The sequence below is a fragment of the Streptomyces sp. NPDC000134 genome (assembly GCF_042899225.1).
GTDB lineage: Bacteria > Actinomycetota > Actinomycetes > Streptomycetales > Streptomycetaceae > Streptomyces.
This window is the reverse complement of record NZ_JBIAZN010000038.1, coordinates 1-20,125: the sequence shown is the minus strand read 5'-3', so window position 1 is coordinate 20,125 and position 20,125 is coordinate 1. Positions and strand designations below refer to the sequence as shown.

17 protein-coding genes and 2 pseudogenes are annotated in these 20,125 nt (G+C 69.4%); 11 read left to right on the top strand and 8 right to left on the bottom strand.

Annotated features, from left to right (window positions below):
* Window positions 1-16: 16 nt before the first annotated feature.
* The 4 genes and pseudogenes from ACFY32_RS33475 to ACFY32_RS33460 form a co-directional block, all read right to left on the bottom strand.
* Window positions 17-1,051, bottom strand: a complete 1,035-nt coding sequence (locus ACFY32_RS33475) for a TniB family NTP-binding protein (RefSeq protein ID WP_390676292.1) — start codon at window positions 1,049-1,051, stop codon at window positions 17-19.
* Window positions 1,045-3,147: a transposase gene (locus tag ACFY32_RS33470; RefSeq protein WP_390676291.1), complete on the bottom strand. Its 2,103-nt coding sequence runs from the start codon at window positions 3,145-3,147 to the stop codon at window positions 1,045-1,047. The genes ACFY32_RS33475 and ACFY32_RS33470 overlap by 7 nt, the downstream gene beginning before the upstream one ends.
* Complete coding sequence (locus ACFY32_RS33465) at window positions 3,141-5,066, bottom strand: transposase (RefSeq protein ID WP_390676290.1); 1,926 nt, start codon at window positions 5,064-5,066, stop codon at window positions 3,141-3,143. The genes ACFY32_RS33470 and ACFY32_RS33465 overlap by 7 nt, the downstream gene beginning before the upstream one ends.
* Before the next feature lie 41 nt (window positions 5,067-5,107).
* A pseudogene (locus ACFY32_RS33460) lies at window positions 5,108-5,769 on the bottom strand (TnsA-like heteromeric transposase endonuclease subunit).
* A 418-nt stretch (window positions 5,770-6,187) separates the two neighbouring features.
* Between ACFY32_RS33460 and ACFY32_RS33455 the strand changes: the two are divergent.
* The 6 genes from ACFY32_RS33455 to ACFY32_RS33430 all read left to right on the top strand — a co-directional run bounded on the left by ACFY32_RS33455 (window position 6,188) and on the right by ACFY32_RS33430 (window position 11,488).
* Window positions 6,188-6,925 carry a PIN domain-containing protein gene (locus tag ACFY32_RS33455; RefSeq protein ID WP_390676295.1) on the top strand — a complete coding sequence of 246 codons (738 nt, stop codon included), beginning with the start codon at window positions 6,188-6,190 and terminating at the stop codon, window positions 6,923-6,925.
* Window positions 6,926-7,025: 100 nt separating this feature from the next.
* Entirely contained in the window at window positions 7,026-7,823 is a 798-nt protein-coding gene (locus tag ACFY32_RS33450; protein WP_390676289.1) for a helicase associated domain-containing protein, read from the top strand.
* The gene (locus ACFY32_RS33445) at window positions 7,750-8,535 is read left to right on the top strand and encodes a helicase associated domain-containing protein (protein WP_390676288.1); all 786 of its coding nucleotides are present in this window, start codon (window positions 7,750-7,752) and stop codon (window positions 8,533-8,535) included. The genes ACFY32_RS33450 and ACFY32_RS33445 overlap by 74 nt, the downstream gene beginning before the upstream one ends.
* Window positions 8,498-9,481, top strand: a complete 984-nt coding sequence (locus ACFY32_RS33440) for an ABC-three component system protein (RefSeq protein ID WP_390676287.1) — start codon at window positions 8,498-8,500, stop codon at window positions 9,479-9,481. Before ACFY32_RS33445 ends, ACFY32_RS33440 begins: the two co-directional genes overlap by 38 nt.
* A complete protein-coding gene (locus ACFY32_RS33435) occupies window positions 9,478-9,744 on the top strand; it encodes an ABC-three component system middle component 6 (RefSeq protein ID WP_030405088.1) in 267 nt (88 codons plus the stop codon). The genes ACFY32_RS33440 and ACFY32_RS33435 overlap by 4 nt, the downstream gene beginning before the upstream one ends.
* Entirely contained in the window at window positions 9,722-11,488 is a 1,767-nt protein-coding gene (locus tag ACFY32_RS33430; RefSeq protein ID WP_390676286.1) for an ABC-three component system protein, read from the top strand. Before ACFY32_RS33435 ends, ACFY32_RS33430 begins: the two co-directional genes overlap by 23 nt.
* 170 nt (window positions 11,489-11,658) lie before the next feature.
* Here the strand turns inward: ACFY32_RS33430 and ACFY32_RS33425 are convergent, their stop codons facing one another.
* Complete coding sequence (locus ACFY32_RS33425; RefSeq protein WP_390676285.1) at window positions 11,659-11,868, bottom strand: hypothetical protein; 210 nt, start codon at window positions 11,866-11,868, stop codon at window positions 11,659-11,661.
* A 329-nt stretch (window positions 11,869-12,197) separates the two neighbouring features.
* Here ACFY32_RS33425 and ACFY32_RS33420 point away from each other — a divergent pair, with 329 nt between their 5' ends.
* From ACFY32_RS33420 to ACFY32_RS33410, 3 genes are all read left to right on the top strand, one after another.
* Entirely contained in the window at window positions 12,198-12,746 is a 549-nt protein-coding gene (locus ACFY32_RS33420) for a hypothetical protein (RefSeq protein ID WP_390676284.1), read from the top strand.
* On the top strand, window positions 12,743-14,509 hold the full coding sequence (locus tag ACFY32_RS33415; RefSeq protein ID WP_390676283.1) for an NACHT domain-containing protein: 1,767 nt from the start codon (window positions 12,743-12,745) through the stop codon (window positions 14,507-14,509). The genes ACFY32_RS33420 and ACFY32_RS33415 overlap by 4 nt, the downstream gene beginning before the upstream one ends.
* A gap of 214 nt (window positions 14,510-14,723) precedes the next feature.
* A complete protein-coding gene (locus ACFY32_RS33410) occupies window positions 14,724-14,879 on the top strand; it encodes a hypothetical protein (RefSeq protein WP_390676282.1) in 156 nt (51 codons plus the stop codon).
* Between the two features lie 41 nt (window positions 14,880-14,920).
* Here the strand turns inward: ACFY32_RS33410 and tpg are convergent, their stop codons facing one another.
* On the bottom strand, window positions 14,921-15,478 hold the full coding sequence (tpg, locus tag ACFY32_RS33405) for a telomere-protecting terminal protein Tpg (protein WP_390676281.1): 558 nt from the start codon (window positions 15,476-15,478) through the stop codon (window positions 14,921-14,923).
* 9 nt (window positions 15,479-15,487) lie between these two features.
* A pseudogene (gene tap / locus ACFY32_RS33400) lies at window positions 15,488-17,724 on the bottom strand (telomere-associated protein Tap).
* Between the two features lie 279 nt (window positions 17,725-18,003).
* On the opposite strand from tap, the gene ACFY32_RS33395 reads away from it, so the two are divergent.
* Window positions 18,004-19,392, top strand: a complete 1,389-nt coding sequence (locus tag ACFY32_RS33395; protein ID WP_390676280.1) for a DNA-binding protein — start codon at window positions 18,004-18,006, stop codon at window positions 19,390-19,392.
* A 62-nt stretch (window positions 19,393-19,454) separates the two neighbouring features.
* Here ACFY32_RS33395 and ACFY32_RS33390 read toward each other — a convergent pair whose 3' ends face one another.
* A complete protein-coding gene (locus tag ACFY32_RS33390) occupies window positions 19,455-19,643 on the bottom strand; it encodes a hypothetical protein (protein ID WP_390676279.1) in 189 nt (62 codons plus the stop codon).
* Between ACFY32_RS33390 and ACFY32_RS33385 the strand changes: the two genes are divergently transcribed.
* Window positions 19,644-20,033: a hypothetical protein gene (locus ACFY32_RS33385; protein ID WP_390676278.1), complete on the top strand. Its 390-nt coding sequence runs from the start codon at window positions 19,644-19,646 to the stop codon at window positions 20,031-20,033.
* The last annotated feature ends 92 nt before the right edge of the window (window positions 20,034-20,125 follow it).

The window sequence follows — 20,125 nt, the reverse complement described above, 5'->3', positions numbered from 1 at the left end:
GTCGCGGTGGGGGCGGTCACCGGTTGCCGGGCCGGGCGCGGCGGTGGGTGCGGGGCCGGTAGTGCTCCTCGGCGAGGTGGTCCAGCGCGATGGAGTCCAGCAGCTCTTTGGTAATGCGTTCTTGGCCGTCGAGGATGGCTTCGATGGCGGCTTGCCGGATCAGGCGGGCCAGGCTGCCGATCCGTCCGGCGGTCCGTTCGTGGAGGTAGGGCGCGAGTCTGGGCAGGCTGCCCGGCCGGTGCGCGGTGAGGTCGAGGGCTTGTTCCAGGGCGGTGATCAGTTCACGGAACGGTTCGCGGTCGCCGGCGCGGGCGGGCAGTGCCCCGCAGTCGATCAGGGAGGCCCGTCCGGCGAGTTGCGCTCCGCGCACGCCGGTGAACACGGCGCTGGCGGTGACGTCGATGCCGGCGTAGACGAACGTCGCGGGCACGCGTTCGGTGAGGTCTTTGAGCCAGTCGGCGGCTTCCGCGCCGGTGGACGTGCGGGGGTTGAGCCGGTGGATCTCGTCGATCAGCACGAGCTTGATGCCGGCCGCGGTGTAGGTGTGGCAGACGGCGGTGGTGATCTGCGCGGTGGTCATGCGGGCGGCCACGGGGATGCCGAGGTAGCGGGCGAACTCCCCGGCCAGGGTCTTGGCGGTGGCGCCGGGCGGCACCAGCACATACGCGACGGGCACACTGTCGTCGCCCGGGGCGGCGCGGCGTGTGTGGGCGAGGTGGCAGGTCCGGCCGACCTGCAGCAGTGCGGTGGTCTTGCCGGTGGTGGCCGGCCCGGTGACGATCAGGCTGGGGCGTGCGGTGACGTGTTGATGCCGGCCGAGGATCATCAGCGTGCGGACCTGGCGTGCCAGGGTCTCGATGGCCGGGGTGCGCACGGTGACGAACTGGGAGTGGTAGGCGAGGCGTTCCTCCACCGGTCGTGGTGCCTGGCCCGGCTTTGGTGGTGTGGGGGGTGCGGTGTGGGCGAAGCGGGCGAAGGCGTCGAACGTCGTCACCGTCCCCGCGGCTGCCTCTCCGTCATCGGGGGCGGGGGGATCGGTGCGGGTCACCACAGTTCGGCCTCCTGGTCGGCGTCGTACAGCGTGAGTGCGCCGGTCACCGGCGCGCCGACGTCGGCATGGGCCTCGGCCTGGGCTCGGGCTTCCAGCGCGTCGAGGCTGTCCTCGGCCTCGGGGCGGCTCCCCGCTGGTTGATCGCCCGTTGCGTGGAGGGCTGCCTTTGCGGTGTGGGTGCCCGGCGTCGTCCTGGGCGGTGCCGGTTGTGCCGCGGTGGTGGGCCGGGCGCGGCGCAGGACCTGGTCGGCGGCCTCGGCTAGGTCGGCCTCGTGGCGCTCGCGGTCGACGCGCCGGTTCACAGCGGCGCGGATGTGGCGCCAGGCGGTCTCGCCCATGGGGGCGTGGACGTGGTCGCGGTGGATCCACGGGATCTCGTGCAGGTGTCCGTCGGGCAGGCGGATGTAGATCTGTCGCACGTCGTGCGGGTTCAGGTGGACCTCCCACCCGCCTCCGGGCCCGGTGGGGGAGGGTCGGCCGCGGTGCTCATTCAGGCAGGCGTCGTCGTAGGTGCGGTAGTTGATGCGGATGCCGCGGCCGGTTATGGGGTGGAAGCGCACGGGCAGCAGTTCCAGGTAGTCGGCGCCGGCCAGCGGCAGCGGCACGTACCCGGACGCGCCCAGCAGTGCGCCCCACATCTCGTTCGGGGTGAGGGCCTTCTTGGGCAGGACCGGGTGGCGCAGGCCCTCGTGTGGGCGGTGCTGCCAGCGGGCGGTGATCCATTCGTCCAGCAGCTCCTGCAACTGGACCACGGTGAACTGCGCTTCGTCCTCCACTGCCTCGCCGCGTTCGAGGATGTGGGAGCCGGTGTAGCCGGCGATGTGCTGGGCGACGAGCGTGTTGATACTGCCGAAGGTCCGCTCGACGGCGCCCTTGGCGGCAGGGGAACGCGGTGGCGCGGGCTGCACGCTCACCCCCAGGGTCTCGCAGGCGGCCAGGAAAGCTGCGGAGACGAAGATGGTCCCGCGGTCGATGACGATCGTCTCCGGCACCACCACCGGCCGCGCTGCCGCCTGTTCCAGCCGGTCGTCCAGGGCGAGGAGCCGGTCGTAGGGGACGGCGGCGTGGGACAGGCGCAGGTGGTCGGGCCAGCCGGGCCGTGCGGGATGGGGCACGGCCATCTCCGCCAGCAGCAGCGCCGCGTCCACGGCCTTGGTGCCCTCCTCACGCAGCACAGCCGCCACTACCGAGCGGGTCGCCACATCGAGAGCGAGCGTCAGCTCCGGGCGCACCGGCTTCCCGTCCTCGCCGACGGCCATCACGTCCAGCCGGGTGGTGTCGACCTGCACCAGCTCGCCCGGCCGCAGCGCCACCGTCGGCGTGTACGGCCGCACCGGCGTGGTGGTGGCGGTGCGGGCGGGCCGTCCGGGATGCTCCAGAGGATCGGCGAGCACGCGCACCAGCCGGTTGAACGTCGACGGCGCAGGCAACTCGACCGCGCCCGGCCCGTGCGTGTCGGCCAGGATCTGCCCGGTCAGCTCCCGCAGCCCCTTCAGCGTGCCCTTCGAGCGGCCGCGCTGGCGGCGCAGCGCCTCCAGCACGGCGGCCACCACCCGCTCATCGGCCCGTCCTGTCGCACGCGAGGGTTTGCGGCGGGGGATCAGCCCGAGCAGGCCGCTCGCGTGGTAGCGGGCGCGCATGCGGCGCACGGTGGCCCGGCTGACCTGGGGCCAGCCCAGCCGGGCGAGTTCGTCGGCCTTGGCCTGTTCCCGCTCGGCCATCGACCGCCGGGCCGGGTCGTATTCGGGCCGCGGCACGCCGCCGCTTGCCGGCCCGCCGGGCAGCCCGGTCTCGACCTCGCGGATGTGCCGCTGCCAGGCCAGGGCCCGCTCGCGCTCCCGCTCGGGCACCGACTCCAGCAGCCCCCATGACGGCACCGCGGCGGCGGGGGAGTCCACCACGGCGAAGGAGGGGTCGGCGAACAGGAAGGAGGCAAGCACGGAGGCGGTCTGCCCGTGCTCGTCGACGAGACGCACCGACGCCCCGGCCACGGCGGCCACCTGCCAGGCGCGGCCCTCGAACGTCACGTACGCCCCGAGCTTGACCTGCCGGTGGCGGGCTGCGGCAACCGGGCGGCCGCCGTGTGCGCTCACCACAGTTCGGCCTCCGCCTGCGGGTCGTACACCCCAAACCCGCCGGTATCCCGGGCAATGCGGTCGTCGGCACCGCCGCCGTCAGCGTCGTGCACCATCATCATGCCGTCGGCGATCCCTTCCACGGCCGCGACGTCTGCACTGCGCCCTGTCTCGCCGGAGCCGTCGGTCGTCTCGCTGCCCGGCGGTGCGCCCGCGCCGCGGCGCGTAAGGACGCTGCTGGTGCGACGCCGGACTGTCTCGTCGAACGGGCGCAGGGTGTGCTCGCCGTCGGCCCACCCGATCGCGTGGAGCAGGCCGTCGGGCAGCCGGACGAAGACCTGCCGCGGGTCGTGGGGGTGGTGGTGGACCTCCCACCGTCGGCCGCGGCCGCGGTGTTCGTCCAGACACGCATCGTCGTAGCGGCGCCCGCCCAGCCGGATCCCGGAATCGGTGAGGGCGCACCGGGCTGCTGGCAGCAGTTCGCCGTAGTGCTGCCCGGCCAGCGGAAGCGGCACCGTCCCGGCCACGCCCAGCAGCACCTCCCACATCTCCTGGGGGGCGAGCCCCGCCCGGGGCAGCAGCGGATGGCGCAGCTGCTCCTGGGGCCGCTGGTGCCACCTGACGGTGATCCATTCGTCCAGCAGGTCCTGCAGCTGCGGCATGCTCCAGTACGCCCCGGCGGCCTCTCCTGCTGCGCATGCTTCTTCCGCCGCGGTGGCGTGCCGCCCGAACAGGCCGGCGAGGACCTCCAGCGTGTACGCGGCGCCGCGGCGGGCGCCCGCTGTCCGGGACGGGGCCGGCTCCAGGCTGATGCCCAGGCCCTCGCACACGGCCAGGACAGCGGGGGTGACGGCGGCCGTGGACGGGGCGACGACGAGTGTCTCGGGCACGGCCGCAGGACGCGCCGCGGTGGCCTCGATCCGTGCGGGCAGTGACACCAGCCGCCGGACAGGCCCGCCCGCATGGGCCTGCTCCAGCAGGGCCGGCCAGCCCGGGCGCTGCGGCCTGGGCACGGCCATCTCGGCCAGCAGCACCGACAACGAAACCGGCCCGTCCTGGGGCGGGTGCAGCACGGCGGCCAGCACGCAGCCGCTCGCCGCGTCCAGTGCCGCCGTCACCGCCACCGGCACCACACCCCCGTCCTCGCCCACCGCCCGCAGACCCAGGCGGACGGTGGCGACGTGGACCCGCTCGGCAGGCCGCAGCGCAGGCGGCGGGCCGCCCGGGCGGGCTGTGCCGGTGGCGGTGCGCGCCGCACTGCCTGGCGGCTCGGCCGGATCCGCCAGCGCCTTCACCAGCCGGTACAGCGAAGAGCGGCCGGGCAGCTTCACCCGGGCCGGACCGTAGGTGTCCGCCACGATCTGCTCGGCCAGCTCGATGATCTGCAGGGTAGTGGTCTTCGACCGGCCGCGGCGTCGGCGCAGGGCCTCCAGTACGGCGGCCACCACCCGCTCGTCGGTACGCCCGGCGGGGGAGGAGGTGCGCAGGTGGCGCTTGTCGACCAGCCCCCACAGCCCCTGCCGCTGGTAGACCAGCCGCATCCGCTGCACCGTGGTCCGGCTGGCCCTGGTCCAGCCCAGCGCGGCCAGTTCACGCGCCTTGGCCTCTTCCCGCTCGGCGAGGGTGAAGCGCTGCGGGTCGTATTCGGGACGGGGCGCGCCGCCGCCTGCCGGGCCGCCGGGCAGCCCGGTCTCGACCTCGCGGATGTGCCGCAGCCAGGCCAGGGCCCGCTCCTGCGCGGCCAGCGGCACCGTCTCCCACAGCGCCGGGGCCGGCGGCTCCGCAGCCGCGGGACCGGTCACCGAGAAGCCGGACGCGGACACCAGATGGGCGGCCAGCACACACCCGGTTGCCCCGTCCCCGGCGACGAGGTGCACCCGCCCGTCGACCAGGCCGGTCACCTGCCAGGCACGGCCCTCGAACGTGACCTGAGCGCCCACCTCAACACACCGCCCACCAGAAGCGGCCACCACGCGCTTGCTCAACTCTCCTGCTGCTCCCGCCGCTTCCCGTCGCCTGCGGTAGGGCCGGGCGTCACGAGGGTGTGCTCGCCCAGCGGCCGTGTCAGGTCCGCGGCCAGCCGCCCGTGCCACAGCGCGTGATAGAGCACCGGCAGCGCGGTGAGGACCTCGCCCGCCGCCGCGGCCCCGGCCATCAGCGGCCGTTCGGCGGCGAACGCCTCCAACACCGCTTGCTCGAGCTGGCCGGCATCGCGGTGGCGCGGATGGCGGTAGCCGGCCAGCCACCGCACATTCGCCGCCACCGCTTTGTCCGGCGGCACCAGGCGCCGGTAGGTGAACCCGACCGCCGCACACGCTCAAGCACCGCGGCAGCGCGCTCGGCCCGGCCCCCGGCAGGAGCCGTCGCGGCGGGACAGTCGGCGAGCAGCGCGCGGCCGTCGGCGTAGCGGGCGAACAGCTGCGGCACCCACGTCAGCACCCGCCCGCTGCCCGGATCGCGCCAGATCAGCCGCACCGGCCGCGCCGACAGGCCCACCACGTGCGGATCGCGGTCCAGGACCATCATCTGCGTGCACATCGCCTGCGAACCGTGCATCACATGCCGTCCGGTTGTGGCCGACCACCACCAGCCCGGCGCCCACCGCCGCCCCGGCACCACCGGGAACGCCGCCACGGGCGTCATCTGCTCGAACCGCACCGCTACGGCGGCCTCCACCCAGCGGCGCTGCACGAGCGTGCCGTCCACCCCGGTGAACTCCGCCTCCACCGTCCTCGGTTCCGGTACCCGGTAGACGCTGCCGGCGACGGCGGGTAAGCCGCCCGGCGCGCCGTCCTGGCTGCTGTCGGTGATCACGTACTCCAGACAACGTCATACCGGTCGCGCCGCGCAGGCGAACCGGGCGGTAACCAGGACACGTTCTTCTCGGCTCCCGGCCCCTCGCCATGAGCGTGCGCGCCCACGGTGCCGCCTGGTGCCGCCCGTGTCAGTGCGGGTCTCTGCACCTTCCCGCCCGCCCCGCGAGCAATATGCGCGCCACGCGGGGCGGCTCTCCGCTGCACAATGAGGATCTTCAGCCACCCGGAAGGAAGGCGTGCCGCCGATGCCGCCAACGCGCATCCCTGTGGTCGCAGTGGACACCACGGAGTTCTTCACCGACCTCACCCTTTCGAAGAGCGCGTGGTCGCAGATGCGTGTCTGGGCCCTGAAGGGACATGCCGAGCTGTGGGTCCCGGAGGCCGTGATCCAAGAGGCAACACGGCATTACAGGGGCCACCTCGATGACCATGTGAGGAAGCTGAGCGACGCCGACAACGCCCTGTACGAACTGGCCTGGGACCGGGACAGCCAGTCCTCCGTCGAGCGACGGCACGACGAAGTCGCAGCTCTTCAAAGCGGCTACGAGAAGTGGCTTCGCGCGCGGCTGGACAGGGTCGGCGCGGTCATCCTGCCCCTCCCGCGCATGTCCCACAAAGAGATCCTGGGGCGCATGCTGCGCGAGGAGAGGCCTTTCCGCGCCAAGGGCGGCGGAGGGAAGAAGGGCTCGGACGGGTACCGCGACATGCTCATCTGGGCGAGCATCGCCGAGCACGGAGCCGAACACCTCGGCCCCGAGGACACGCTGTACTTCATCACCAGCAACCACAGCGACTTCTGCGAAGACCAGAAGACCGACACGGTCGCCCGTGCCCTCCTCGCGGACCTCACCGGACAGCCCCCGCAGGACAAACAGGTGTACGCCATGGGCTTTAGCCGCCGCGGACAAGGACACGATGCACCAGGGGTATCCGCTGGGATCGTGGCTCGCACGCCAGCGCCGCAGGGCGCGCCAGAGCCCTGAGCCCACGGAGCGCTCCCGCGCACTCGACGCCATCGATCCCTGGTGGAACCCACCCTGGGGGCCATCCTGGCAGCGCACCTACGTGCAGGTTCAGCGGCTGGTGGAGAGCAAGAGCGGGCTCGATGCAGGGGGCAGATTTCCCGGAGCCGAAGCGGAACTCGCCCTGTGGCTGTCGCGACAACGCGCAGCTTATCGACGTCTGGACCCCGGCCAGCAGCGCCTGCTGGCCGACATTGGCATCACGGCCGAGGAGGCCGCGAACGTGCGGGGCGGGACCGGGGCACCCCAGGCTGTGAACGAGCAGGTTGCTGCAGCCGGTCTGTGGGCGTTGGACGGCATGACCAGCGCGCGTTCCTTCGCCACGGCACACGGGCACCTGGCAGTGCCCTCCGAGTACGTGCACGACGGATTTTCCCTGGGCCGCTGGCTGGTGGAGCAGCGCCGCCAAGACCGCCGACACGCTCAGGCCACCGGAGGCGCGTGGCCGCGTGGCGGGCTGCTGGCCGAACTCGATCCCTGGTGGAACCCGCCCTGGCCCTATCCCTGGCAGCGGCGCTACCAGCAGGCCCGTAAGCGATGGCAGAACGGACGGCTGAAGGTGCCCGGACCGCAACGCGGCAGGGACGAGGACGAGGTGACAGTGTGGCTGCGCCGTCAGTGCGCCCGGCACGACGTCCTGCAGCCCGAGCAGCAGAACCTCCTCGCGGACATCGGCGTCACATCTACCGTCGCCCGCGCCGTGACCGAAGCCGGCCAAAACCGCCCGCGTAGACGCAGGGCTCGCCCAGGCCCGGAGCTATGCCGCCGAACACGGGCACCTGGCCGTGGCCGAACGGACTCGCCACAACGACTACCCCCTGGGCAACTGGCTCCTACGCCAACGGCACCGCGTGGCTGACGGGCTCACCGATCCGGCCCGGATCGCCGCGCTGAACGCCCTCGACCCGCACTGGAACCCGCCCTGGCCCCTGGCATGGCAGCGCGCCTACCACCGGGCACGCGCCGCCACAACCAGCGGAAACCTGACCGCGGCCCAAGGCCGCTGGATCACCACCCAGACACGTCTGTGGGACAGCCTCCACCCCACCCAGCAAAAACTCCTGGCGGATCTCGGCGCCGCGCCCGTCACCGGAGCCGTGCCGACTCCCACGGCGACACGCCGCTACCCACCGGGCGGAGGCCTCCCCCACGCCGCCGCCCACGGGCACCTCGCCGTGTTCAAACAGACCCGCCATCACGGCTTCGCCCTGGGGTACTGGCTCATCCAGCAGCGGCGCAAAGCCCGTGCAGGCCTCCTGTCCGCCCGAACCCTGCAAGGACTCACGCTCCTCGGCCCCTGGTGGAACCCGCCCTGGCCCTTCGCCTGGCAACGCAAATACCACCAGCACCGCACCCTTCACGCCGCAGGCCAGCCCCTCCCGCCCAAACTACAGCGCTGGGCCCGCAAACAGACCACCCTCTATGCCCAACTCCACCCCCACCAGCAGGCGCTCCTGAGCACCATCGATATCCGCCCTGAGGCCCTAGCCGACGAGGCTCCTTGCCTGGAGTGTGACGGTAAGACTTCCGAGAGTGATCACATGGAGCTACTCTTTCCTCCTTGCAGGTGAGGGGGGGTATGTGCGGTACGAGCAGCGTGCCTACGCACGCGTTAAATTCCTCGAACTCATGGCGGAGTTGTACGAGAACGAGTTCGAGGACTTCTTCCACCGGCTCATGTGCTCGAGGTACCCAGACTTCTTGGATGTTCGCACTGCGGGCAGTCTGGGCGATATGTCGGCGGACGGTCTTACCCTGCACTCCCGCAAGCTGTACGCCTGCTACGCCCCGCAGACGGTGAAGCCGAGCAAGATCCGCAAGAAGTTCGACGGCGACCTGACCGGTGCGCTCGCCAAACGCAGTGGGCAGTTCGACACGTTCGTGTTCGTGCATAACGATCGACGCGGCGTTCACCCCGAAGTGACAACAATGCTGTCCGAGGCCGCCGCCAGCAAGCCGGACCTGCACTTTGAGCAGATGGGTAGCCGGCGCTTGTGGCACGAGTGCATGCAACTGGACCAAGTGACGGCGGAAGACGTCCTCCGGTGCGAGATCCCGATCAAGGAGATGACGTTCGGAATCGGGATGGATGATCTTGAGCCTCTCCTGAAGCAGCTTCAGGAACTCCGAACCTCCTCTGACCCGCTCATGCCTCTGCCGGACGTCCGCATCGAGAAACTGGACTTCAACCGGCTCGAAGGCGAAGCACGCGAGGACCTGCTCCGCGGGATGCGGCAGGCCCACCTCGTGGACGCGTTCTACGCGGGCAATATGCGAGAGCTGGAACACGATGAGGTCGCGCAGGGCTTCCGCGTGTACTACGAGCAGGTTCGCAGGCACTGGGACGATCCTGAAGACGTGCTGTGGCAGCTCCAGATGTACGTGCTGGGCAACGCACAGCCCCGGCCGAAAGTGCTGCGTGCCGCCCTCGTTGTACTCGCGCATTTCTTCGGCCGGTGCGACATTTTCGAGGCGCCTCCCACTGGCTGGCAGCCTGGGATCGGGATATCTGCATGATCACTCCGACGAAGGGCATCGCGCCTGACCGGTGCCTGCTGGCCGTCGGCGCCCAGGTCCTGTTGCAGTTGGACGAACCGCGGTCGGTCAGTCAGACGTGGGCCCGGCTGAGGACATGGCGGGCCGAGCACGGCCACGCATCGCCCGTATCGTTCGGCTGGTTCGTCCTGGCACTGGACGTGCTCTACAGCATGGGCGCCATAGAGCTCGACCAGGACATCCTCGTTGCAAGGAGCATGCATGCTGCGCCGCTTGAGCGCTGACGACGAGCGCTTCAAAGAGGTGTCCTTCGTCGAGGGCCTGAACCTGATCGTCGCCTCCACCACCGCCTCGTCCGCAGACACTGACAGCCGCAACAGCGCCGGCAAGTCCAGCCTGATCGAGCTGATCCACTTCTTGCTCGGATCCCGAGCGACAAACACCACGCTCGCCCTGAACAAGGCGCTGCGGCACATCACGTTCAACCTTGAAATGGACTGGCCGGGGCTGAGCGGTCCGCTTGCTGTCCACCGCAGCGGACAGCGCGCCGGATTCGTGACACTCAACGAGGACGTGACCGGGACAGACGACGGTGCCATGTTTCCCCGCACAGGTGCAGTGGAGCTGCCCGTGGAGCGGTGGACACATCTGATCGAGCGGGATCTCTTCGATCTGCGCGGTGACCACCCGGGCGTCAGCGGAAGGGTGCTGCTGTCCTTCCTCGCCCGGCGCATTTCGTCGCACGGCTTCAACGAGCCGACCCGTACCTTCTCCCGCCAGTCCGCCCCGGAAGCCGCCTCCAACCTCGCCTACCTTCTGGGCCTGGACTGGCAGCTCGTCGACGAGTACAGGCAACTGGCCGCCCGCAAGGCGACACGTACCCAGCTGAAGAAAGCGGTCGATGACCCCGTGTGGGGGCGCATCGTGGGGTCTACCGCAGACCTCAGGGGCCAGATCACGCTGGCCGAGGCGCAGGTGGAACGGCTCCGTGCACAGGTTGCAGCCTTTCAGGTCGTCCCCGAGTACGAACGCCTCAAGGACAGAGCGGACCAGGTCAGCCGGCGCATCAAGCAACTGGCGCAGGAAGATGTGCTCGACCAGCACAACCTCGAAGAGCTCCAGGCAGCCGTCACCGAGACCACCGACGTCGAGGTCGACTACCTCGAGCCCGTCTACCGCGAGCTCGGCGTCATCCTCAACGATCAGGTCCGCCGCCGATTCGAAGATGTGAGGACGTTCCACCACTCAGTGGTCCGCAACCGCCAACGCTTCCTGGAAGAAGAGATCGCCGAACTCACAGAGCGGCTTCAGTCACGCCGCTCGGAGCGGGCACGCTTGGGCGAGGACCAAGCCCGCCTCCTTCGAGACCTTGCCGAGGGAGGAGCGCTGGAGGCTCTGACGGCCCTGCAGACAGCCCTCGGGCGTGAAGAGGCCGCTCTCCAGGCGCTGCGTCACCGCTTCGAAGCGGCGCAGACCCTCGAAGCGAGCGCCCGGCAGATCACCGCGAAGAGTGTGGAACTGCAGCAGGCCGTTGACACCGATCTCCAGGAGCGCCGCCGGCAGACCGACGAAGCCATCCTGCTGTTCTCTCACTACGCCCAGCGCCTCTACGGGGAAGGGCGCGAGGCCTACCTCGCCATCGAGGCCGGCCGCAACAGCCTGACCATCACCCCGCGCATCGACAGCGACGGCAGCCGCGGCATCAGCAATATGGTCATCTTCTGTTTCGACCTGACCCTCGCGGTCCTGGCACACCGCCACGGCCGTGGCCCCGACTTCCTCATCCACGACAGCCACCTCTACGACGGCGTCGACGACCGGCAAGTCGCCGCTGCCCTGAAGCTCGCCGCCGAAGTCACCGTGGAGGAGAACCTGCAGTACATCGTCACGATCAACACCGACAGCCTGGGTATGGCCGCACAGCGCGGCTTTGATCCCGAGCCCTACATCCGCAGGCCCCGCCTCACCGACGAACACGAAACCGGCGGTCTGTTCGGATTCCGCTTCAAAACGGCGGGCAAGAGGTAGACCAGCATTGCACGGCCAGGCGGAGCCTTGTGACTGAGCGCCTATTCGGCCACTCTGCGCATCATCACAGTTGGCGACAGGGCTTCCAGGCCGGTCTGGGCCAGGACTACAGCTAGGGTGCGCCGAACGCACCTACGCACCCTCTCGTCACGAGAGGTCCGACGGCCTGCTCAGCGCAGGGCACGGACCGCCGTGTGCAACAGGACGGGCAGGTCGGCGGGGTCGGCAAGGAGCAGGGAAAGCGCGCCCAACACCAGCACGATCACGCCCGTGACGGCGGCCTTCGTGATCAGCGGGACGTCTTCGGCGCGGGCGCGGCGGATCGCGCCGAAGACGAGGACGCCCAGCACAACCAATGCACCCAACACCACCAGTTTCATAGTCACTTCCCTCCGTGTCGGCGCGGGAGCGCCGTGGCGTCCGGGACGGCTGCACCGGACACCCCCTCTACTCACTCAGCACGCCATCCGTTACATCGGCATCACGCGAGCGGTGGTGTGCCGATGGGTGTTGGCCGTGACCGGCCGGCGCAGCCTCAAGTCCTGGACGGTGGGAGCCGAGGGTGACGGCGGAAAATCTTCGGCGGGGTGTAACGGAGGGGGCTCCGGCTGCGTAGGAGGGGTGGAAGGGCGGCTGTGGGACGCCCGGCACCGGGCAGACGGCCTGACGCGCAGTTCGGCCATGAACCGACAACAGGAGCCACGAGGACGTGAGCGATGCAGAAGCACAGGAGATTTCGGCCACGTCGAAATCGCTCGTCGAAGCGTACTTCACCGTCCGGTACTGGCCTTGGGTCAATTCCCTGTCGAATCTGTTTCCTGATTACTCGTCAGAAGCCGAGGACGTCATCATGGAAATATTCAAGGACGTCAGCGTGAAAGAGTGGAACAGTGCCGAAGAGATCGGAAAGTACTTCGGTTACTGCGCCAGGAAACGAGCCCTGGGGCTGATCGAGCAGAGCAAGGCCCGTCGGCGGCGGGAGAACCGGTACACCCAGCGGACGCAGCCCTGCATGGCCGACCCTATCGACCCCGCCGTCGCTGTAGTCCGCAAGGAACAGGAAGCTCGACTAGATGCGGTCCTGTCCCAGCTCACCAAGGCGGAGCAAGTGAGAGCCAGGCTGTACGCATATGGACTAGGGGCGGAGGAACGAGCAGGCCTGCTGGACGTCACGCCGGGGACGGAGCGCGTCAAGACGCACCGGCTAATGAAGAAGATCGCGCGGCTGATGAGCCAGGCGGGGGAGGAGCGGGCATGAGCATGGATGAGCACATTGGACTCGGCTGCGGCCTGCGGGCGGAGGACGCCTGGGAATTCATCGCGCGTGGTGACGACGAAATTGCAGACGACGACGAAATCAAAGACGACGTGGCGCCGGAGAGCGAACAGGAGACCGCCGCAGCAGTCCAGCTTCTGAAAGATTACGGAGAATTCCTGCGGACGGATCCGGCTGTACCGAAGCGGACACCAGAGAAAATGAAGAAGATGCGGTACCGGATATTTCCTTGGGCTCCTGCGGATTCCCAGCACGACGAATTCAACGTCACGGAAGTAATCGCAGCACTCCAGCGCGTTCTTTCAGCCCAGCCCTCGCCGAACGAGAGGTCTGCCGAGCGGACCTTGCTCATCAAGAAGTTGGCACACGCGTACGACCGCGGCAGCATGCCCCCTGCAGCATTCTGGCGGCGCTTGGCAGCCAATGCCAAGGTTCTCGAAGCAGTCGAGCAGCTCGTCGACGCTAAGCAGCAACACACTGATGAGGTACCCGGGCAGACCCCGCAATCTATGCACTTGGCCGGTGGCCGGCGCGCGGACTGGAGCCTGTACGAGGAGGTACAACGGCTGTGGGTTGAGGATCAGGTAGAAGTACCCCTATCTCGCGTGATCAGTGACGCTTGGCGCCTCAAGATCTCCCACGAAGGCATCACGCCGCCAGCAGCCGAACAAGGTCTGCCGGATGAGAGCAGCGGGGACTCAGTCGAAGTCATGCTCGCTGACACCCCTCGGGTACTGGTGCGCGGCGTTGCCGGCTCGGGCAAGTCTTCACTATTGCGGTGGCTTGCCCTGCACCTTGCGCGCCGTACCCTCCCTTCGCCCCTGGCCAGTTGGGGCGACCTGGTACCGGTGCTGGTGCCTGCCCGCCAGCTTGTGCCCACCGAGCCCGCCGAGACAGCAGATCCCGTGACAGCGCTCGGTCTGCGCCGGGACGACGAACCAGAGGGGTGGACTGACACTCTGCTCGCGCGAGGCCGGGCAGTGGTGCTCATCGACGGGCTCGATGAGGTGCCCGCAGGACAGCGTGACCACCTGCGTACTTCGCTTGTCGCTCTCGCACGTTGCTACCCGCACAATCGGTACATCGCCACCACACGACCACTCGATGTCCCCAATGGCTGGCTCGCCGCAGGCGACTTTGTTGAACTCTCCTTCACCTCACTGGACCGCCGACGCTCCTTGCTCGTCATGAAGGCTGGAGTAGATCACCTCGATGCTGATGACGACTCTGCAACACAGCGAGGACCAGCACACGACCTTCTTCAGCTTGCCCTGACACCACGCCACAGTCTGGCTCTGGCAGCAGCACTCGCATCCAGCCCGCCCTCCGCCACCAGTAAGGAAGTTCATCGCCGGACAATGAGAAGGCTCTTGGAGCGTGAACACCAGGAACATCCCGAGTGGCCCATCAAAGCTCAGGAAACCCACGGAGACGAAGCACTTTTCCTTCTGGCAGCCCTAGCAGAGCGGATGAACAACCAGCGCCTGACATCGATCAGTTGGTCTGAAGCCAAGCAAGTCATCAGGGAGGTCTTGACACAGCACGGCCGCACGACGCTCGATGCAGGTGATGCTCTGTACTACATCGCTGCACGCAGTGGCTTCCTTGAGTCTCCTGCCGAAGGACGCCTTGCATTCATCTCCCCGACCATCCCCGATGTCCTGGAGGCGGCAGATCAACTAACCAGCAGCGCAGGCACACCTCCGACAGAGGAAGCGACCAGCAAATGCGGGTGGCAGAAGTGACTGGGCCTGGGCCGAGGGCTCCGCGCCGTGCCCAGTTCTCGGACAGCCCCTGCCCACTGCCCGCTCGCGGGACCGACGAGCAGCAGGACAGTGGGCCCTATCTGACGGCGTGGACCATCACCGATTGTGAGGTGAAGGGCGAAAGTGACTCCACGTCTGGCACCTTGAGCAGCGCGAGACCCAGGTGGCGCGGGGCAGGGCGCGGGCGCAACGCATGAACGAGCTGATGTGCAAGCACACCAAGGCCGAACTACTGCACATGGCCTACGCGAGCGGTCTGGTGCGCCACAACTGGCCCGAGATGTGGCGCAAGGACGGCATCGCCTCCACCGTGATCGGCATCGAACTCCGAGCTGCCGACCGGCTCTGACCGCAGCATGATGCTGTCGACGGGTTCGCGGCTGTTCGGATCTACAGGTCGAACTCGAGGTGCAGGATGTCGGTGAAGCGCACCTTCTCCAGCTGACCGGCGCGGCGGCCGCTGTCCTGGAAGTAGACCTCCTTGAGCGCTTCGGCGGCGATCTCCTGCAGGCGCTGCTCGGTGGCGCCCTGCTCCTGCGCCTCGAAGAGGCGGGCGGCGTACTGCGGCGGCAGCGCCACGGTCAGGTGGCGCTCACGGTCTTCGTCAGTGCTGCCGACCGGGGCGGTGTAGCCGATCCGGGCGCGGGTATCGATGACGATGCCACCGGTGGTTGCCGCCTTCTGCCGGGCCTTCGCCCGGATCTGCGGCTGCCACCGAGCCTTCACCTCGCGCTCCAAGCGGGCGGCGAGGTCCTTGCGGGGGTGCTTGGCCTCGTCCTTCACGTACCGCTCCACCTGGCGCTGGGACATCCCGAGCAGTTCGGCGACCGCCTTGGTGCCCTTGAGCTGCTTGACCAGGTACCGCATCTGCGCGCCCGCGCTCTTGGGCGCCGGGCGGGTGAACGTCTTCTGTACCGCGGTGTCCAGGCCGTCCCCGAACAGGCTCATCGCCCTCTCCTACTCTCCGTTGCTGGCGTCGGTGACGGTGCCGTCCTTGATGTAGCGGGCGAGGTTGAGCTCCGGGGCGTTGAACTGCTCCCGCACGCCCTCGCCCCACAGCACGCTCTGGGTGCCTTCCCACTTGACCAGGCCCGGGTTGATGCCGAGCTTGAAGCCGCCGGGCAGCGGCTTGCCGTCCCGGTAGGGAAGGAGGTCCAGCGGGCTCTCGCCGTCGACCGCGTACACGACGCAGTCGGACAGGATCGCCACCGGGTACTGCCCGGTGAACGCCGCGTGCTTGACGATCTTCCGGTGCAAGTTGATCCGCGTGCGGGAGATGACCGCCGCACGGATGTCCGGCCGCCACGTCGGCCGGGACAGCGCCCGCCACGGCTCGCCCGGCCGCCAGCCCTCCCCGCGCGGGCGTTCGCGCAGCTTGCCCAGGCCGCCCTTGACCGTCGCCTTGATCGCCGAAACGACGATCGCCAGCTCGGGGTCGCGCTCCTTGTAGCCGTCCATCGCCGCCAGGAAGTCCGCCGGCGCCATGTCCGCATGCACGCCAAGGTCGGCCATCGTGGCCAGGTAGGCGTCGCGCAGCCGGTTGTACCAGCCGTCCAGGTAGCGGCCGTTGTCGTACCGCACCCAGGCCTCGACCGGCCGCACCTCATAACCAAGCTCCACCGCGTAGGCGACGGTGGGTGTGGCGTACCAGGCTGGGCCCTCGGGCCGCTCACCCCTCGGCGTGAACGGGCTCGGCAGCAGACTCGCGTCCAGCTCCGCCCACTTGTCCTTGCCGACCTTCACCCGCGACAGGTCGACGTGGGACAGGTCAACCAGCCACGAGCCAGGCAGCTTCGGGTCGAACACCGGCGCCTTCACGTGCGTCGGCGCACCGAGGCCGACGACCAGGCCGTTCGCTCCGGCGGCGAAGGCCATGTTCACGTCGATGCCCATCAGGTGCCGCCGGGTGCACTCGGCATCCGTCATCGGCCGCGCCCAGTCGTACGCCTCCTCGAACAGCTTCTCGCCGGGGCCGCGGACGTGGAAACGCGGCAAGTCCTTCAGCAGCGGGTGCCCGTCCGGTGCCTCACACGGCGCGCAGTCCACCGGGTCCTTGCCCAGCGAGCCGGGGTTGTGCTCAGAGTGCCGTCGGCCGTCGGCGTCGGGCTCGGAGGCGCGGGTCGGCGGGTGCAGCGCGGTCATCAGCTCCAGGCCGGTGACGGCGGTGGAGCCGCGAGGCGTCATCACCCGCGACGCGTACACGCCCAGGAGCCGGGCGAGGTCCGCCGGCGCCAGCTGCCCGGCCTCGCCCCAGTGACGGGAGTCGAGCGCGTGCCAGGACGGGATGCACAGCTGCACGCAGGCCCGCTCCGAGCCCTGCGCCGGACGGTAGATCCGCGCCCACGGCCCGAAGCCCCTCTTGGTCAGCTTCCACTCCGCGCGGGCCATCTGCTTGATGACCTTGTGGCCCTCCGGGATACGCCCGGCGAGCCGCTCCTCCTCGGTGAGGGCGACCGGCAGGCCGTAGCGCTCCAGCGCGGACTCGGTCAGGACGATCAGCGGGTCGGCGTCCTTGCCCGGGCCGGACAGCTTCGGCTGCCCGAGCTTCGCCTCCCTGAGCGTCCAGTCCACCAGGGACGGGAGGGACTTGGCGGGCACGTCCAGGACCAAGCCGCCGACGCAGTACGCATACACCTGGCCGTCTTCGACGTCGACGACGGCGAGCGGACCGTTGGCGAACCGCGGATCGGTGCCGCCCGCCGGGGTGCTGGCGGGGGCGGCCTTCCGCGCGGCCGGGCGACGCGACGTCGACCTGGCAGTGCGTGCCGGACGCGACGTGGCAGCCGGAGCAGCGGAGTTGGCGGCAGGGCGGGGCTGGGTGTTCTGCTCGGTCGTCATGGCCGCAGTCTCGGGCGCCTGGCCTGCGGACAGAGCCTGCGAGTCCGCCGGGGCGGGCGCGGCGGTGAACGTGGTCGGCACCGCCGTCTCCTGGACGGGCGAGGCCTCGCCGGTGGGGGCGGGGTAGAGCTCCGCGAGTGCTTGAGCAGCCGGGCGTACGCCTCGCGCTCCGGCGGGCGGGGCTCGGTCTTGCCAGACTCCCAGCCGGACACCGTGGCCCTCCGCACCTTCAGCGCGCCTGCTACCTCATCGATCGTCAGGCCGTGCGCGGCACGCAGTCGCTTGCGCTCCGCCGGCGGCGGAAGCGGGGCTCGGGATGCAACCAGTGCGTCGACCGCGTCAAACAGCTCGGACATGGAACACCTCCTGAGCAACACCCTAGCCCATGAAACGTACGAATTGCGTACTTTTACCGTACGAATCGCGTACGGTAAACGTGTTGCGATAGGCGTCGATGCTGGAGTCGTCCCCTGTTTCCCAGGGGTGACCTCGGGTGACCCCGGCTTGGCGAGGGAGGAAAGGCAGCTTGCGAAAGGGACTCCACAGCCCTTCTCAGGGAATCGGCTTGTTGGATTCCACTGGGCATCCGTTGCGAAAGCGCCCGCCCGGGACGGCGAACACGAGACCGTGGTGGAGTGACCCATCACGCCGGCCTACTACGGACCGCTCCCCTGCGGGGAGAGACGACCTCGTCGCTGATCTACCGCATCGCGAGCCGCTACGGGATGGACCCCAAGGTGTTGCGGTCGTGCTGGCACTGGCGCAACTACCAGCCTGGGCACGACGGCGGGGGCGCGCGGGCCGACGCCGAGGTGCTGCTGAACCCGCCCGGACGGCAGCTCCTGGCAGGCCTGTGCGGCGTCGAGGAGGCCGTGCTGGCGCGGGCGTTGCCGTCCTGGGGACAGGAGGACGGCAAGCTGTCGGCCGGAAAGAACGGGGTGCCGGCGGCGGCGTGGCGGACCGGCGGCGCGGTCGCCGGTCCGGTCGCCTTCGGCTGCCGCCTGTGCGCCGCCCGGCGTACGGGGACGGCCGTGCGGGTGGTGCGGTACGCGCCGCGATGGGAGCGGGTGTGTGTCCGGCACGGGCGGTGGCTCCTGGACGCCGACGCCGACCAGCCTCTTGAGTATCTGGACGTGCAGGGTGTGCCGGAAGTAGCCGCGGCGCAGCGGCGGTGGACGGGTTTAGCGCGACGGGCAGCACGGACGGGGGCCGAGCCGGAGAGAGTGTTCGCGCTGGCGCACGCGGTGGTCGCCCGGTGGTGGGAACAGGCTCCGCGCTGGGAACGCGAGGCGATCTGGCCGCAGCGGCTGCACCAGGTCGCGGGCGGCAACGCCGGGACGAATCTGGACCGTTGGCGGATCGTGGGGCGGGACGCTGTCGTCTTCCCCGAAGTGGTGGCCGTCGCCGACGCGCTGCTGGATCCTGCCATGGCCGAGCTGGCCTGGCAGGCAAGCGGAGGGACGCGGCCTCGGGCGCGGGGCGGGGATGACCCGTTGTGCCACCAGCTGGGCCAGCGGGTGGACCGGGACTGGCTGGGGCCTCTTATCGCGGCCGACTACGGCGGCCCGCTGAGCGGCTGGAGGAATGCGATCGTGAGCGCCCGCCGCAGCAGCGGGCCGCCGGGATGGCGGGACGATCCGTGGCATCTGAAGCGGGAGCAGCAGCCCGCAACGATGGCCGGCCAGCTGCCTGTGATGGCGGCGGAGGCGCAGGCGGGCGGCTCGGGTACCCGGTGGCGTGCCACCGTTTCTGCCGAACACCGCTTCAACATCACGCGGTTGCTCGATGAAGCCCGCGAGGAGCTGGCGCAGCTGCGCGGCGTGCAGAGCGGCGCCACCGCCGAGGTGGCCCGCACGCTGCTGGAGCACTTCAGTCAGAGTGCCGAGCTGATCGACCGGGCCGTGCTGCATACCGCCGCCGCTGCCGCCGCTGCCGGGGTGGCGCTTCAGGACGTGGCTCAGTGGTCCCGCCTGCCCGCCGAGGAGCTGGCTGAGGTTCTTGCCGCAAGCCAGGTCGACAGCTGACGCCCCGAGGGCTGGCGCCGTGGGGCTGTGAAGGGTGATCCCGTAGGCGGTCTACTCGGACATCAGTTGCCCAATGGGGTGGCTTTCTCCAGATCGAGCTCGATGGTGTTCTCGTGGTCGGGGTCGAATCGTGCGTTGAAGTGGAGAACTACTGGGCGAGTGCCTTCCGCTTCGTAGGTGTAGTCGTTGACGATGGAGACCGAGAAGTCGAAGTCCTCGTCGTGGTCGGAGACGTGGATGAAGCCCTCCACGTGGGCTTCGGCCTCGGCGGTGACGATGGCGAGGAGCTGAACGGGCTCGGCGTCGGGGTCGGTTCCGTAGACAGTGGCTCGTACGGTGTCCGGGTGTACGTCGATCGCCGCAAGGCGTGGACTGTCGAGTGGGAGACGGAGTTCGTCGAAGTCCAGGCCGGCTCCGTACGGCTCGACCCGGTCGACGTCGTCGATCTCCCTGCCGGCCAGCTCGTCACACGCATCTTTGACAGCCTGTCGCAGGCGGGTGCGCAGGTGAACATCCGTCGCCAGCCGGTCCTGAAACGTCAGCTCGGCGGTGTCCTGTGCGCTCTTCGGCAGGATCTGCGCGAGGTCCGCGAGCCTGTCCAGGCGCTGTACGGCCGGAATCTTGCCGCTCAGGGGCTGTAAGAGGTCCTAACAGAAGTTATTGATCAAGTAACCATCAGCCTGTCTGCTCGTTGGTCGGGTCGTGGGGAAGCGGGAGTCGCGGCCGTGGATCG